The organism is Actinomyces dentalis DSM 19115 (genome assembly GCF_000429225.1).
Classification (GTDB): Bacteria; Actinomycetota; Actinomycetes; order Actinomycetales; family Actinomycetaceae; genus Actinomyces; species Actinomyces dentalis.
This window is the reverse complement of sequence record NZ_KE386865.1, coordinates 23,121-37,453: the sequence shown is the minus strand read 5'-3', so window position 1 is coordinate 37,453 and position 14,333 is coordinate 23,121. Positions and strand designations below refer to the sequence as shown.

Genomic DNA, 14,333 nt, shown 5'->3' with positions numbered 1-14,333 from the left:
TCTCAGGCGTCCGGGGTCTCGTCGTCCGACGGCGCCGTGCCCGCGTCCGCACCCGCCGCGTCCGACGGCGCCGCGCCCGGGCCCGCCTTCGCACCCCCGGCGCCCGGGCCCTCCGCGCCGGCCCCGCCGCGCGCATAGGCGGCGGGGTCCTCGCCCTCGGGCACGCGCACCCCGAAGCGCGGCTGCTCGTCGGGGCGCGAGCCGAAGGCGGTCGGCCCGTCGGCCGCCTCCATCCGGGCCCGGCGCCGCTCCTCGGCCCGGCGGGCGGCCTCGCCCCCGCGGCTGAGGTTGCCGGGCGTCGCGGCGAGCGACTGGGCGGCCGCCCGCGCCTCGCGCGCGGCGATAATGGAGTACCGGGAGGCCACGACGGAGCTGGTGGAGGTGAAGTCCCGCCTGCCGCGCGTCAGGGCGTAGGCGATGACCTGGAACAGGACCCCCCACACCACGCCCATGATGACCGCCGCCGCGAAGGAGACGGCGCCGCCGTTGCTCGAGGGGCCCAGGAAGCTGAGCATCGCCCCGAAGAAGAGCCCTATCCACAACCCCGAGCCGACCCCCGAGGCCACGGCCCGCCCCCAGCTCATCCGCCCGGTGATGTTCTCCACCTGGCGCAGGTCGGTGCCCACGATCGCCAGGTACTGGACGGGGAAGCCCTCGTCGCTCAGGGAGTCGACGGCGTGCTGCGCCTCGGCGTAGGTGGCGAAGGAGGCGACCTCCTCGCCCTGGGGCATGACGCGGCCGGACGGGAATCCGGCGCCCCGGTCCGCGGAGGGGCTCAGTTGGTAGCTCATGGACCCATGGTCGCACGCCGACCCCCCGCCCACGCCCCGGTACCGCCGTCATGATGCTCAGGGCGCATAGGCTGTGCCCGTGGAGAACAATGTGACGCGAGCAGGGGCCCGGCCCGCATCGTCGAGGGTCTTCGTCGCCCGCCTGGTCGACACGACGGTCTTCGACCCGATCGGCGACCCCGTGGGCAAGGTCCACGACGTCATCGTCCTCATCCGCATGCGCGGCGACCCTCGCGCCGTCGGCTTCGTCATCGACGTCTCGGGGCGCCGGCGCGTCTTCCTGCCCCTGTCGCGGGTCACCGCCATCAACCCCGGCCAGGTCATCACCACGGGCCTGGTCAATATCCGCCGCTTCGAGCAGCGCAAGGCCGAGACCCTCGTCGTCGGCGAGCTGCTCGACCGGGTCGTCACCCTGCGCGACGGCTCGGGCCGGGTCACCATCCGCGACGTCGCCATTGAGCCCGACCGCAATAAGGACTGGAAGGTCACGCGCCTGTTCGTCCAGCGCGCCTCCTCCGGCCCCCTGGGCCTGCGCCGCGGGGAGACGCTCATGGTCCGCCCCGAGGAGGTCTCCGGCCTGGCCTCCGGCGCCGACCGGCAGGGCGCCACGGCGCTGCTGGCCACCATGGAGGACCTCAAGCCCGCGGACCTGGCCGACGTGCTGGCGGACCTGCCGCTGGCCCGGCAGGTCGAGGTCGCCGCCGAGCTCGACGACGCGCGCCTGGCCGACGCCGTCGAGGAGCTGTCCGACGACGAGGCCGTCTCCCTCATCTCCGCCCTGAGCACCGCCCGGGCGGCCGACGTGCTCGACGCCATGGAGCCCGACGACGCCGCCGACCTCGTCGGCGAGCTGCCGCAGGCCAAGGCCGCCGAGCTGCTCGACCTCATGCAGCCCGACGAGGCCGAGGACGTGCGCCGCCTGATGACCTACGCCGAGTACACGGCCGGCGGGCTCATGACGACCGAGCCGATCATCCTGCCGCCGGAGGCGAATGTGGCGACCTTCCTCGCCCAGGCCCGCAAGGCGCAGGTCCCCCCGGCCCTGGCGGCCGTCGCCTTCGTGTGCCGCCCGCCCCTGGAGGCCCCCACGGGCCGCTTCCTGGGGATGGTGCACCTCCAGCGCGCCCTGCGCGAGCGCCCGCAGCGCATGGTGGGCTCGATCGTGGACACCGCCCTGGACCGGGTCCACCCCGCCGACTCCATCGGCACCGTCACGCGCCTGCTGGCCACCTACAATCTCACCGCCCTGCCGGTGCTCGACGAGGCGGGCCGCCTGGTGGGCGCCGTGTCCGTCGACGACGTCCTGGACCATCTCATGCCCGACGACTGGCGCGAGGCCGACGACGAGATCACCGATGAGATGATTGAGAGGAGCGCCAATGCCTGAGCAGCTCGACCAGCCGCTGTCCCGGTCCCGTTCGCGGTGGATGCGCTGGTTCCATCCGGCGCGCGCCTCCCGCTCCGACGGCTTCGGGCGCTTCGCCGAGGCGACGGCCCGATTCATGGGCTCGCCCAAGTTCGTCCTGTACATGACGGTGTTCGTGGTGGCGTGGATCGCGGCGAACATCCTCCTGGTGAGGATCAACGCCGGCGCCTGGGACCCCTACCCCTTCATCCTGCTCAACCTGGCCTTCTCGACCCAGGCGTCCTACTCCGCGCCGCTGATCCTGCTGGCCCAGAACCGCCAGGACGACCGCGACCGCGTCACCGCCGAGCAGGACCGCCAGCGCGCCCAGCGCAACCTGGAGGACACCGAGTTCCTCACCCGGGAGATCGCCTCCCTGCGCCTGGCCATGAACGACGTCGCCACCCGCGACTTCGTGCGCTCCGAGCTGCGCGACATGCTGGAGGAGCTGCTGACCGAGGAGCGCCGCTCGCGCGAGGAGATCGTCGGAGAGATCGTGGAGGAGCTCTCCGAGGAGGAGGACGACGACGGGGCCGGGCGGCCGGCCCGGACCGCCGAGGACGGCCGGGCGGCGGAGGCGACGGCTCAGGACGCCGGCTGACGCCTCAGGGCCGCGACCGCGTCCGCCACCGTCTGCGCGTACAGCGCGCCGCCCTCCGGCACGGGGTGGACCTGGTCGTCGACGAGCAGGTCGGGGCGGGCGGCGACGGCGGCGTCCCAGTCCGCCACCGCCACCTGGTCGGGGTGGGCCCGGGCGAAGGCGCGGATCGTGTCGTTGGCCGGCGGGATCCAGGTCGTGCGCGCCGGACCGTGGGCGGTGACCAGGACGAGTCTGCGGTCGGGACCCAGGTAGCTCAGGATCGCGTCGAGCTGGTCGGTCTCGACCGAGCCGTTGGTGGCCAGGGCGATGACGACGCAGGGCCTGGCCCCGCCCGCGTCCATGGCCTGGAGGGAGGGCAGGGCGGCGTACACGGACCGCGAGACCTCGGCGTTGACGGCGACGCCCGGCAGGTCCGCCTCCAGGCTCGGCGCCGCCGCGATCGTCACGGAGTCGCCGACGACGACCACCTCCCCGCCGGTGAAGGGGTCGACGGTCTGCTCGGGGGAGGGATCCTGCGTCGGCGCCCCGGTGGCCGCGGCCGGGGCGGGGGCCGCGGAGGGGGCGCTGAGGTAGCCGGTGCCGACCGCGATGGCCTGCTGCGCCGCCGACTGGGCGGGCTGGGAGGCGAAGGCGAGGACGAGGAGCAGGACGAGGGCGATGGCCCCACCCCCCGCCGGCACCATCTGGCGCGGGCGCAGCCGGGCGACCCGCCGCAGCCGGACCAGGAGGCCGTCGCGGCGCACGGGGGTCTCGATGAGCGAGTGGGACAGCTCCGCGGCGCACAGCGTCAGCCCCAGGACCCCGACGGCCACCACCCGGGGGTTGGCGGTGGGCGGGATGGCGTAGAAGGCCAGGACCCCCAGGGGCCAGTGCCACAGGTACAGCCCGTAGGAGCGCTCGCCCAGCCACTTCAGCGGCCGGGCCTCCAGCAGGTCCATCAGCCGGCGGGCCGGCCCGTCGGCGCCGGCGACCTCGCCGGTGAGGGCCTGGACGACGGCGAGGGCGCACACGGATGCGATGATGAGCGCCGGCTCGGGCCCCGACCCGCCGTCGGCCGCCGTCTCGCCGGCGACGCGGGCCAGGACGAGCAGGCCGGCCAGGCCGGCCCACCCCGCCGCCCCGCGCACCCGGCGCAGCCCCGCCGGCTGGGGCTCGAGATCGGCCCCCTCCGTCGCGCGCCCGTGCCACAGGGCCCAGGCGGCGCCCAGCATGAGGCCGAAGGCGTGGGTGTCGGTGCCCATGTAGACGCGCGAGGCGGGGGCGCCGTCGCGCACCAGGCGCAGGGCCCAGGCGGCCGAGGCCGCCGAGAGCACCAGGGCCAGGAGGGCGCCGGCCCTGACCCGCCGGCGCGAGACGCCCCGCGCCAGGAGGGCGATGACGACCAGCGGCCACACCAGGTAGAACTGCTCCTCCACCGCCAGCGACCACACATTGGTCAGCAGGAGCGGCTGGGTCTGGTCGAAGTAGGACGATCCGGCGGCGATCTCCACCCAGTTGTAGACCAGCAGGACCGAGCCGAGGACCTGGCGCCGCACGGCCAGCAGGACGTCGCCGCCCAGGCAGGCGGCCGCGGCCACGGTCGCGGCGACCGCCACGAGCAGGGCGGGCACGATCCGGCGCAGGCGCCTGATCCAGAAGCGCCTCACGTCGATGCGCCCCGTGGTGCGGCGCTCGACGAGCAGGAGGCTGGTGATGAGGAAGCCCGAGATGACGAAGAAGGCGTCGACCCCCACCATGCCGCCCGGCAGGAGGCCGGGCATCAGGTGGTAGACGAGGACGACGGCGACGGCGATGGCGCGCAGTCCGTCGAGGCCGCCGATGCGGCCCCGCGGCGGGGCGGCGCCGGCGGGCGGCGGGCTGGTGGAGCGCTGAGTCGAGGGCATGCGCTTTGTCTTTCCGAGTCGCTTGAGGGACATCAATCCGCGCGCGGCGGCCCGTCCAGGCTACGACGCCGACGCCGACGCGCGGGCCCTTGCGCACGGAGATGTCGGCCTCAACGTGCCGTGCGCCACGAAAACGCCCCCGCGGGGCCCACCTAGGATGTCTCCATGGCCACCACCCCCACCCAGGACCAGGTCCGCCGGGCGCTCAGCCGGGTCATCGACCCCGAGCTGCGCCGCCCCATCACCGACCTCGGCATGGTCGAATCCGTGGAGATCGCGGACGGCGTCGTCACGGTGGGCGTGCTGCTCACGGTCGCCGGCTGCCCCCTCAAGGACACCATCACCGCCGACACCCGCAGGGAGGTCGGCGCCCTGGAGGGCGTGAGCGGCGTCGAGGTCCGCCTGGGCGTCATGACCGACGAGCAGCGCGCCGGGCTGCGCGCGCGCCTGCGCGGCGGGGCGGCCGAGCCGGAGATCCCCTTCGCCAAGCCCGGCAGCCTCACCCGCGTCTACGCCGTGACCTCCGGCAAGGGCGGGGTCGGCAAGTCGTCGGTGACCGCCAACCTGGCCGCCGCCATGGCCGCCCAGGGCCTGAGCGTGGGCGTGGTCGACGCCGACATCTACGGCTTCTCCATCCCCCGCATGCTCGGGGTGGAGCGGGTCCCCACCCAGCTGGACGGCATGATCGTCCCGCCGGTGGCCCACGGGGTGAAGGTCATCTCCATCGGCATGTTCGTGGAGGACGGGCAGCCGGTCATCTGGCGCGGCCCCATGCTCCACCGGGCGGTCCAGCAGTTCCTGTCCGACGTCTTCTGGGGCGACCTGGACGTCCTCCTGCTCGACCTGCCCCCCGGCACCGGCGACGTGACCATCTCGGTGGCCCAGTTCCTGCCGGGCGCCGAGATCCTGGTGGTGACCACCCCCCAGACCGCGGCCGCCGAGGTCGCCGAGCGCACCGGCCTCATCGCGGTGCAGACCAAGCAGAAGGTCGTGGGCGTCATCGAGAACATGTCCTACCTGGTCCAGCCCGACGGCTCGCACCTGGAGATCTTCGGCTCCGGCGGCGGCCTGGCCGTCAGCCGCTCCCTGAGCACGGCCCTGGGCTACGAGGTCCCGCTCCTGGCCCGGCTGCCGCTGGACATCGCGCTGCGCGAGGGCTCCGACCGCGGCGTGCCGGTGACGGTGGCCGCCGACGGCGCCCCGAGCGCCGACGCCCCGGCGGCCGGGGCCCTGGCCGACGTGGCCCGCCGGCTGGGCCGCGTGCGGCGCGGCCTGTCGGGGATGAGGCTGAGCATCAGCCCGGTCGGCTGAGCAGCGCGCCGCCCCGGCCGTCCGTCAGGCGTCGACGACGGCGACGGCGGCCTCGGGCCGGGTGCGCGCGGCGGCGCGGGCGGCGCGCACGATATCGCGCGGGGAGACCGGGCGGGCGGGCGCGGCGGGCCGATCGGCGGCCAGGCTCGAGGGCACCCGGGCGGGCTCCGGCTCGGCCGGGACCGCGGCCTCCGGTGCGGGAACGGGCTCCGGCGCGGCCGGCTCGGGCGAGGCCGGCTCGGGTGTCCGGGCCTGCTCCGGCGCGGCGGCGGACACCGCCCCGACCCGCTTCCCCTCGCGGGTCCGGGCGGCCTCGTCGTCGATCATCGTCGACAGGGACTTCGTGCCGCGGGCGGCCGCGACGACCTCGTCGCCGGTCCTGACGGCGGTGGACGCGGCGGACCGGAAGGGGTTGGCCAGGTCCCTGCGAATGGCGTCGAGGTCCTCGCCGAGCGCGTCGCGCACGATCTTGCGGGGATCGTAATTGCGCGGGTTGAGGTCCTCCAGGTTGAGCTCGCCGAGCTCGGGGCCGACCTCCTGGGCGATCTGCTCCTTGGCGTTGTCGAGGAACAGGCGCAGCCGGCGCACGAGCTGGGTGAGCCTGCGCGTGTACTCCGGCAGGCGCCGGGGGCCCACGACGACGATGACGACCAGGAGCAGCACGAGGAACTCGGAGCCCGAAATGCCAAACACGCCTGTCAGTATAGGCGCGCGCCCGCCCGGCGCCGCGCGGCCCGAGACCTGGGACAATGGGGCCGCGCGGCGCCGGGCCGGCCGTCCGCGGCGCGCGGCGGAGCACACTTCGAGGAAGGAGCACCCATGAGTGCTGATAAGACGCTGAGCTGGTCCTACACGGAGGAGTTCCCCATCGAGCCCGAGGTCGCGGCGCGGGCCCGCCTGCGCGGCATCGAGCTGGGCACCGCCCCCGTCACCCCCGCCACGGGCGCCGCGCTGCGCATGCTGGCCGCCTCGGTCGCCGCCCGCTCCGTCGCCGAGATCGGCACCGGCACGGGCGTGTCGGGCCTGTGGATCCTGGACGGGATGGGGCCCGACGGCGTGCTCACCACCATCGACGTCGAGCCCGAGATCCAGCGCGAGGCGCGCCGCGCCTTCGAGTCCGGGGGCCGGGCGCGCTCGCGCACCCGCGTCATCCGGGGGCGCGCCTCCGACGTCCTGCCCCGCATGGCGGCGCGCTCCTACGACATGGTGGTCCTCGACGTCGAGCCGGAGGAGTCCGCCGCGCTCATCGACCAGGCCCTGCGCATGCTGCGCGTGGGCGGCGTGCTGGCCGTCACCCGGGCCCTGTGGAACGACCACGTCGCCGACCCGGCCCGCCGCGACCCCGCCACCGTGGCCGCGCGCGAACTGGGCAAGGCGCTGCGCGAGCGCGAGGACCTGCTCACCTCGCTCCTGCCCGTGGGCGACGGGCTCCTGGTGGCGGTGCGCCGGTCGTGACGGCGCGCGGACCGACCGGGCCCGCGCACGAGCAACGGATGAGGACCGGGCCCCGGGGGACCCGGTCCTCGTCGCGCGCCTCGGACCGGCCGGACCGCTCAGATCTTGACCGAGCCGAGGGCCTCCTGGAGCTCCTTGATCTCATCGGGCGTGATCTCGACGACGAGACGGCCGCCGCCCTCCAGCGGGACCCGCATGATGATGGAGCGGCCTTCCTTGACGACCTCGAGAGGCCCGTCGCCGGTCCTGGGCTTCATGGCAGCCATGTGCTCCCCTTTCAGTGCAAAGGCGCGGCACTCACCGCGCTACCGGCCCCATTCTACGGCATGGTCCCATCCGGGGCCCGGAAAACCGCCGCGGGGCCGCCGCCGTCGGCCCGCCCGCGCTCACCGCGCCCCCGGCGCCCCGGACCCGGCGTCGTCCCCGTTGCGCAGCCTCCGCGCCTCCGCCACGACGCAGTCGACGGCCTCGTCGACCGTGTCGACCACGTGGAGCAGCTGCGGATCCCGCGGCGAGATCATCCCCCGGCCGGCTAGCGTGCCGCGAATCCACTCCACCAGGGGCCCCCAGAAGCCGCTGCCCACGAGCACCACCGGGAAGCCGAGGACCTTGCGGGTCTGGACCAGGGTGAGGGCCTCGAAGAGCTCGTCGAGCGTGCCGAAGCCGCCGGGCATGACCACGAACCCGTCGGAGTACTTGACGAACATCGTCTTGCGGGCGAAGAAGTAGCGGAAATGGACGCCCAGGTCCACGTAGTCGTTCATCCCCTGCTCGCGGGGCAGCTCGATGCCCAGCCCCACCGACACGCCGCCCGCCTCCCGGGCGCCCTTGTTCGCGGCCTCCATCATCCCCGGGCCGCCGCCGGTGATGACGGCGTAGCCGGCCCGGGCGATCCCCGCGCCGATGCCCTCGGCGAGGGCGTAGTGCGGATCGGAGGGGGCGGTGCGCGCCGAGCCGAAGACGCTGATCGCCGGCCCCAGCTCGGCCAGCGCCCCGAAGCCCTCGATGAACTCCGCCTGGATCCTCATCACCCGCCAGGGATCCTTGTGGAGCCAGTCGGCGCCGTTGCCGCCGGACAGCAGGCGGGTGTCGGTGGTCTGGGTCGGGATCTGGTCGCCGCGCAGGAGCACCGGACCCCTGCGGTAGAACTCTCGTCTGCTCATGAGGGGCATGATGCACCATGCCGACGGCGCCCGCCCCGGCCCCGACTCCTCCGGCAGGAGGAGACGCCCTCCGCCCGCAGGCCGAGGCCGCGGCGCCCGGAGCCATGGCAGGTTCGCCCCCGTGCTGAGCAATCGTCCCCCGACCTCCCCCGCCGCGGGCCCCCGACGGGCCCGCCCGGCCGCGGCGGCGCTCACCGCGCTCGCCCTCACGGCCGCGCTCTACGCCCTGCCCGTGCTGGCCGACGCCGCCCTGGCCCGGAGCGACGCCGATTCGCAGACCACCACGCGGATCCCGCTGGGCGGGGCCGACCCGGTCGTCTCCGCCGCCGCGTCGACCCGCACGCCCTGCGCGCCCGCGGGCGCCACGGGCGACACGGGCGAGCTCTACCTGTGCGCGGACGCGTCCCTGGTCGCGGACTCGCGCCGCGGCGTGACCGATCCGTCCACGGCCGTGCGCAGGGCCCTGGCCGAACGGCTCTTCTACGACGACGAGGAGGCCGGGCGGGACCGGATCACGGTGACCCACGAGCCCGGCGACCCGGTGTGGACGGCCGTGAGCGGGCCGGACGGGACCGGCGCGGTGCACGTCACCGTCCTGGAGGACCTCGGCGGGGGCGACGCCCTGGTCACCACCCTGTCCGGGCCCGCGCAGGAGGTCGACGCCCTCCTGGAGGACCTCGACGCCGCCCGCGCCGAGCAGGAGGACGCATGACCCGCCTTCTGCGCAGCCCCGCCGCATGGGCCCTGGCCCTCATCATCGCGGCGGGCGCCGCCGTCTCGGGCCCCGACCTGAGCGCCTACGCCGGCGCCGCCCCCGTCTCGGTGGGCGTCGGCCTGCTCATCAGCGCCACGGTCACGGGCATCGCCGCCGCCCTGGTGCGCCGCAGCCGCCTGTGGGACCGCCACGGCGCCGTCGTCGCCCTCGCCCTGGCCTGGGGGGCCCTGGCCGCCCCGGCCCTGATCATCCTGTGCGCCGACCGGACCGACGACCTCATGACCCGGCTCGGCTGGAACGCCATCGCCGACTCCGTCTCGGGCGCCTGGCCGGAGGAGATCGCCAAGGACCTCGGCGTCGCCCTCATCTCCATCGCCTGGTGGCCGCGCATGCGCCGCCCCGGCGACGGCCTGATCATCGGCCTGTTCTGCGGCCTGGGCTTCGAGCTCGTCGAGACCCTCGTCTACGGGGCCGCCGGGGCGCTGGCGCACCCGAGCTCGGACCTGGCCGGGGCCCTGGACAGCTGGCGCCTGCGCGAACTGGGCCCGGGCGCCGGGCTGCACGCGATCTGCACGGCCGTCGCCGGCTGGGGGCTGACGACGGCCATGGCCACGGGCCGCCGGCGCCACGGGGTGCTCGGAGTGGTCGCCGGCTTCGCCCTGCACTTCGCCTGGAACGCCGACTGGCCGCAGTCCTGGGCGCAGCCGGCGCTGGGAGTCGTCTACGTCGTCGGCCTGGTCGCGCTGGCGGCCTGCTGGCGCTCGGCCCTGCGCTCGTGCCCGCCCCGCTCACGGGCGGGCGGGCCCGATGGCCCCCCTCACCCAGGCGGGGGCGTCCCACTCGGCGAGAATGCCGGCGGGGAAGGGGCGCACCCGCCCGCCGGCGCACGGTAGCGCCACCAGGAGGGTCCACTGCGAGTCCTCGGCGGGCGGCAGCTCCGCCCGCAGGATCCGCTCGCCCGGCTCGGTCATATGGGTGTCGAGGAGGAGGCGCTCCCCCTCCCCGCGGGCCCCGACGACGTCGGCCAGGCAGGCGTCCTTGTCCGCGAGCGCCGTCGGGTCCTCGTAGGTGGCGGAGACCAGGTTGACCTCCCGGCCCTCCCCCGCCTCCTCCTCGGGCCACACCAGGGCCGCGGCGACGAGCTCGCCGTCGCGCTCCAGCACGCGCGAGGCGCGCCGGTCGTAGGAGTCGGGCGAGTCGCGGGCCAGGGTCTTGGCGAACAGCCGCCGGAGCTCGTCGGGGGCGGCCGACGGCGCCCAGCGCGCGTGCTGGGCGGCGTAGTGGCGGGCCCACAGGCGGGCCAGGGGCTCCTCGTCCCGGGGCTCGACGGGCCGCAGCCCGCCCGCGGCGGCGCGGGTCGCGGCCCACGCCCGCAGCGCCGGGCCGACCCGGTAGCACCAGGGCGCCAGCACCTGCTCGACGACCCCGTCGCAGGCGTCCATGACGCGCCGCTCCAGCCAGTCGTCCGCGCCTATGCGCAGTCGCAGGGGCAGCGCGGAGACGGCCAACTGGGCCCGGGTGAGCGCCTCGGCCGTCGCCACCGCCAGGTCGCGGGGCAGGTCGGGGTCCACCTGGAGGATGAAGGTGCGCGAGCCGGGGTGGAAGGAGCTGTCGACGCCGCGGCAGTGGCCTAGGACGGCGCCGTCGAGCTCGGCGACGAAGGAGCGGCGGTCGCCCCCCTGCGCCCACCGGTCCGGCAGGACGCCGTCCCCGTCGTCGGCCCGGGCCGGGCGCGTGGTCGGCCTCATGCCAACCAGTCCCGCAGGATCGCGGCGACCGCCTCGATCTGGGCGAGGGGGCAGTGCTCGTCGTCGGTGTGGCACTGCATGGGGTCGCCCGGGCCGAGGTTGAGCGCGGGCACGCCGGCCGCCGAGAAGCGGGCCACGTCGGTCCAGCCGTACTTGGGGCCCACCGCGCCCCCCCGCCCGCGCACCAGGTCGACGAGCTCGCGCGCGCCGGGCGAGTCCAGGCCCGGGCGGGCCGCCGGGCTGAGGTCGTCGAGCTCGACCTCCACCGGCCCGGTGCCCGCGTCGATGGGCGGGTCGGCCTCGGCGCCGTCGGGATCCAGTCCGGCCAGCACGCGCCTGGCGCGGGCCAGGGCCGCCGGGCCGTCCAGGTCGGGGGCGAAGCGGTAGTTGACGGTGACGCGGCAGTGGTCGGGGATGGTGTTGGCGGCCGTGCCGCCCTCGATGAGGACCACGGAGAAGGACTCGCGGAAGGCCAGGCCCTCGACCTCCACGGTGCGCACCGGCGCCGCCTTGACGCGCTCGATGAGGGTCGCGGCGGCGTGGATGGCGTTGACGCCGCGCCAGGCCCGCGCGGAGTGGGCGGCCGTGCCCGGCACGTGGAGGATGAGGCGCAGGGTGCCGTTGCAGCCGCCCTCGATGCCGGCGCCGGTGGGCTCGCCCAGGACCGCCAGGTCCGCCTCGAACCAGTCGGGGCGGGCCGCCAGCGCCCGGCCCAGTCCGTTGCGCTCGCCCACGACCTCCTCGTTGTCGTAGAAGACCCAGGTCACGTCCCGGCGCGGGGCGCTCAGGGTCGCGGCCAGGTGGAGGGCGACGGCGACCCCGCCCTTCATGTCGACGCTGCCCCGGCCCCACACCACCGGTTCGCCGGCGCGCGTCTCCAGGCGGCCGGGGACGTTGCGGGTGCGCCGGGAGACCGGCACGGTGTCGAGGTGGCCGGCGACGACGACCCGCTGGGGGCGCCCCAGGCGGGTGCGGGCCACGACGGTGTCGCCGTGGCGCAGGACCTCCAGGTGGGGGCGGGCGGCCAGGGCGGCGGCGACGGCGTCGGCCAGCGGGCCCTCGGCGCCCGAGACGCTGGGGGCGTCGACGAGGGCCAGGGCGAGGTCGGCCAGGGGCCCCTCCAGCGCGGGCAGGACGACGGGTTCGGGGGCGGTCGCGGCGCGGGTCATGGGGCCAGGGTAGGCGCAAGGCGGGCGCCGGGCAGGGCCGGCGGCGTGAACCCGTCCCGACGCGCCCGAGCCGACCCGCGGATCGTGCGCGAGGACGACCCGGAGCACGACCGGCTCATCGCCCGGTGCCGGGGCGCGGGCGGGGCCGGGGTCAACGCCGGGTCGCCGGCCGTGAACCGGGCGCCGGGCTTCGAGCTCGAGCCCGCCCGGCACGCGCCGGCGCCTCCCCCGCCCGCGCGAGGCGGGCGCGCCCCTGTGGTCGGAACCACCCGTGAGGGCGATCATTGTGGCGTTTCAAGGTCTGTTGCGAACGGTACCGTCACAGGCATGACTCAGCCCTCCGAGAACGGCCTCGACGCTGCCCGCCCCATTCTGGCGCCCTTCGACGCCGAGGCCGTGGCCGCCTGGATCGCCGGGGATCCCGACCCCGGCGCGCGCGAGGAGCTGAGCCGCCTCCTGGCCGCCCACCGGGCCGGGGACGCGGCGGCCGCGGCCGAGCTGGCCGACGCCTTCGCCGGGCCCCTCCGGTTCGGCACGGCGGGGCTGCGGGGCCGCCTGGGCGCCGGGCCGAACCGGATGAACCGCGCCGTCGTCATCCGGGCCGCCGCGGGCCTGAGCGCCTGGCTGCGCGAGCGGCTCGGCGAGGGCTTCACCGTCGTCATCGGCTATGACGCGCGGCACGGCTCCGACGTCTTCGCCCGCGACACCGCCCGCGTGGTGACCGGGGCGGGCGGGCGCGCCGTCCTGTTCGACGGCTGCTGCCCCACCCCGGTGCTGGCCTTCGCGCTGCGCCGCCTGGGGGCCGACGCCGGGGTCATGGTGACCGCCTCGCACAACCCGCCGCAGGACAACGGGTACAAGGTGTACCTGGGCGGGCGGGCCGTGACCGGCCCGGGCCGGGGCGCCCAGATCGTCCCGCCCTACGACGACGAGATCGCCCGGTGCATCGCCGCCGTCGGGCCGCCGGCGCGGGTGCCCATGCCCGCCTCCGGCTGGGGGGCCGTCGGCGCCGACATGGTCGAGGAGTACCTCGACGCCGCCGTGCGCTCCGCCCGCGCGACGGCGCCCGCCCCCCTGCGGATCGTGCTCACCGCCCTGCACGGGGTGGGCGGGCGCGTCTGCCGCGAGGCGCTCGTGCGCGCCGGCTTCGACGACGTCGTCGTCGTCGCCGAGCAGTTCGAGCCCGACCCGGACTTCCCCACCGTCGACTTCCCCAACCCCGAGGAGCCCGGCGCCCTGGACCTGGCCCTGGCGCTGGCGCGCGAGGCCGGCGCCGACCTGGTGCTCGCCAACGACCCGGACGCGGACCGCTGCGCGGCCGCCGTGCCCGACGCGCACGCCACCGGCGGCTGGCGCCCGCTCACGGGCGACGAGGTCGGGGCGCTCCTGGGCGAGCAGGCGGCCGAGCTCGCCTCCTTCACCGGCACCGGGGTCCTGGCCAGCTCCATCGTCTCCTCCCGGCTGCTGCGCCGCATCGCCCAGGCGCACGGGCTGGCCCACCGCAATACGCTCACCGGCTTCAAGTGGATCAGCCGCGTGCCCGGGCTCGTGTTCGGCTACGAGGAGGCGCTGGGCTACTGCGTCGACCCGGCCAGCGTGCGCGACAAGGACGGCATCTCGGCGGCGGTGCGCCTGGCGGCCCTCGCCGGGGTGCTCAAGCAGCAGGGGCGCACGCTGCCCTGGCTGCTGGACCGCCTGGCGCGCGAGCACGGCCTGCACGCCACGAGCCCGCTGAGCGTGCGCGTGAGCGACCCGTCCGTCATCCCCGCAACCATGGAGCGGCTGCGCGCCGGCGGCGGCCCCGCCGTGCTGGCCGGTTCGCCCGTCGTCGACGTCTTCGACCTGCTCGACGGCGCCTCGGACGGCAACGGCGGTCGGCTGCCCCCCACCGACGGCCTCATCTTCAAGACGGCCGCGGACGACCGGGTCGTCATCCGCCCCTCGGGCACCGAGCCGAAGCTCAAGTGCTACTGCGAGGTCGTGGTGCCGGTGGCCGTCGACGAGCCCGTGGAGGTGGCGCGCCGCACCGCCGCCGAGCGGCTGGAGCTCATGCGCAGCGACCTGCGCGGCGTCCTGGGGATCTGAGGCGCCT

At 75.9% G+C, this 14,333-nt stretch carries 14 protein-coding genes; 7 read left to right on the top strand and 7 right to left on the bottom strand.

All coding sequences use genetic code 11. The features are described from left to right. Positions 1-2: 2 nt before the first annotated feature. Entirely contained in the window at positions 3-791 is a 789-nt protein-coding gene (locus tag G446_RS0113970; RefSeq protein WP_026410582.1) for a YflT domain-containing protein, read from the bottom strand. Between the two features lie 79 nt (positions 792-870). Between G446_RS0113970 and G446_RS0113965 the strand changes: the two genes are divergently transcribed. Both G446_RS0113965 and G446_RS18260 read left to right on the top strand, forming a co-directional pair. Further along, entirely contained in the window at positions 871-2,178 is a 1,308-nt protein-coding gene (locus tag G446_RS0113965) for a magnesium transporter MgtE N-terminal domain-containing protein (protein WP_169721302.1), read from the top strand. Continuing rightward, positions 2,171-2,797 (top strand): DUF1003 domain-containing protein, encoded by a 627-nt coding sequence (locus tag G446_RS18260; protein WP_051286041.1) that lies wholly within the window; start codon positions 2,171-2,173, stop codon positions 2,795-2,797. Before G446_RS0113965 ends, G446_RS18260 begins: the two co-directional genes overlap by 8 nt. Here the strand turns inward: G446_RS18260 and G446_RS0113955 are convergent. Further along, positions 2,782-4,680 (bottom strand): acyltransferase family protein, encoded by a 1,899-nt coding sequence (locus tag G446_RS0113955; protein WP_034470902.1) that lies wholly within the window; start codon positions 4,678-4,680, stop codon positions 2,782-2,784. The genes G446_RS18260 and G446_RS0113955 overlap by 16 nt on opposite strands. A 165-nt stretch (positions 4,681-4,845) precedes the next feature. Here G446_RS0113955 and G446_RS0113950 point away from each other — a divergent pair, with 165 nt between their 5' ends. Further along, complete coding sequence (locus tag G446_RS0113950; protein WP_026410579.1) at positions 4,846-5,991, top strand: P-loop NTPase; 1,146 nt, start codon at positions 4,846-4,848, stop codon at positions 5,989-5,991. A 24-nt stretch (positions 5,992-6,015) separates the two neighbouring features. On the opposite strand, the gene G446_RS0113945 is transcribed toward G446_RS0113950, so the two are convergent. After that, a complete protein-coding gene (locus G446_RS0113945; RefSeq protein WP_026410578.1) occupies positions 6,016-6,684 on the bottom strand; it encodes a twin-arginine translocase TatA/TatE family subunit in 669 nt (222 codons plus the stop codon). Between the two features lie 126 nt (positions 6,685-6,810). Between G446_RS0113945 and G446_RS0113940 the strand changes: the two genes are divergently transcribed. Continuing rightward, positions 6,811-7,446: an O-methyltransferase gene (locus G446_RS0113940; protein WP_026410577.1), complete on the top strand. Its 636-nt coding sequence runs from the start codon at positions 6,811-6,813 to the stop codon at positions 7,444-7,446. Positions 7,447-7,544: 98 nt separating this feature from the next. Here the strand turns inward: G446_RS0113940 and G446_RS19605 are convergent, their stop codons facing one another. Both G446_RS19605 and G446_RS0113930 read right to left on the bottom strand, forming a co-directional pair. After that, on the bottom strand, positions 7,545-7,712 hold the full coding sequence (locus tag G446_RS19605) for a DUF3117 domain-containing protein (protein WP_084779269.1): 168 nt from the start codon (positions 7,710-7,712) through the stop codon (positions 7,545-7,547). Positions 7,713-7,832: 120 nt separating this feature from the next. Beyond that, positions 7,833-8,609, bottom strand: a complete 777-nt coding sequence (locus G446_RS0113930; RefSeq protein ID WP_026410576.1) for an LOG family protein — start codon at positions 8,607-8,609, stop codon at positions 7,833-7,835. Between the two features lie 121 nt (positions 8,610-8,730). Between G446_RS0113930 and G446_RS0113925 the strand changes: the two genes are divergently transcribed. Together G446_RS0113925 and G446_RS18955 are read left to right on the top strand one after the other, a co-directional pair. Further along, positions 8,731-9,321, top strand: coding sequence for a hypothetical protein (locus tag G446_RS0113925; RefSeq protein ID WP_026410575.1), 591 nt, complete (start codon positions 8,731-8,733; stop codon positions 9,319-9,321). Next, positions 9,318-10,217, top strand: coding sequence for a PrsW family intramembrane metalloprotease (locus G446_RS18955; protein WP_051286040.1), 900 nt, complete (start codon positions 9,318-9,320; stop codon positions 10,215-10,217). The genes G446_RS0113925 and G446_RS18955 overlap by 4 nt, the downstream gene beginning before the upstream one ends. On the opposite strand, the gene G446_RS0113915 is transcribed toward G446_RS18955, so the two are convergent. After that, on the bottom strand, positions 10,113-11,072 hold the full coding sequence (locus G446_RS0113915; RefSeq protein ID WP_026410574.1) for a hypothetical protein: 960 nt from the start codon (positions 11,070-11,072) through the stop codon (positions 10,113-10,115). The genes G446_RS18955 and G446_RS0113915 overlap by 105 nt on opposite strands. Continuing rightward, positions 11,069-12,241 (bottom strand): succinyl-diaminopimelate desuccinylase, encoded by a 1,173-nt coding sequence (gene dapE / locus G446_RS0113910; protein ID WP_026410573.1) that lies wholly within the window; start codon positions 12,239-12,241, stop codon positions 11,069-11,071. Before dapE ends, G446_RS0113915 begins: the two co-directional genes overlap by 4 nt. Before the next feature lie 327 nt (positions 12,242-12,568). Here dapE and G446_RS0113905 point away from each other — a divergent pair, with 327 nt between their 5' ends. After that, on the top strand, positions 12,569-14,326 hold the full coding sequence (locus G446_RS0113905; protein WP_084779268.1) for a phospho-sugar mutase: 1,758 nt from the start codon (positions 12,569-12,571) through the stop codon (positions 14,324-14,326). The last annotated feature ends 7 nt before the right edge of the window (positions 14,327-14,333 follow it).

Excerpts from the sequence above, each read along its gene's own strand:
- G446_RS0113970 (WP_026410582.1), bottom strand. The coding sequence starts at position 791 with ATGAGCTACCAACTGAGCCCCTCCGCGGACCGGGGCGCCGGATTCCCG.
- G446_RS18260 (WP_051286041.1), top strand. The coding sequence starts at position 2,171 with ATGCCTGAGCAGCTCGACCAGCCGCTGTCCCGGTCCCGTTCGCGGTGG.
- G446_RS0113955 (WP_034470902.1), bottom strand. The coding sequence starts at position 4,680 with ATGCCCTCGACTCAGCGCTCCACCAGCCCGCCGCCCGCCGGCGCCGCC.
- G446_RS0113950 (WP_026410579.1), top strand. The coding sequence starts at position 4,846 with ATGGCCACCACCCCCACCCAGGACCAGGTCCGCCGGGCGCTCAGCCGG.
- G446_RS0113940 (WP_026410577.1), top strand. The coding sequence starts at position 6,811 with ATGAGTGCTGATAAGACGCTGAGCTGGTCCTACACGGAGGAGTTCCCC.
- G446_RS19605 (WP_084779269.1), bottom strand. The coding sequence starts at position 7,712 with ATGGCTGCCATGAAGCCCAGGACCGGCGACGGGCCTCTCGAGGTCGTC.
- G446_RS0113930 (WP_026410576.1), bottom strand. The coding sequence starts at position 8,609 with ATGAGCAGACGAGAGTTCTACCGCAGGGGTCCGGTGCTCCTGCGCGGC.
- G446_RS18955 (WP_051286040.1), top strand. The coding sequence starts at position 9,318 with ATGACCCGCCTTCTGCGCAGCCCCGCCGCATGGGCCCTGGCCCTCATC.
- G446_RS0113915 (WP_026410574.1), bottom strand. The coding sequence starts at position 11,072 with ATGAGGCCGACCACGCGCCCGGCCCGGGCCGACGACGGGGACGGCGTC.
- dapE (WP_026410573.1), bottom strand. The coding sequence starts at position 12,241 with ATGACCCGCGCCGCGACCGCCCCCGAACCCGTCGTCCTGCCCGCGCTG.
- G446_RS0113905 (WP_084779268.1), top strand. The coding sequence starts at position 12,569 with ATGACTCAGCCCTCCGAGAACGGCCTCGACGCTGCCCGCCCCATTCTG.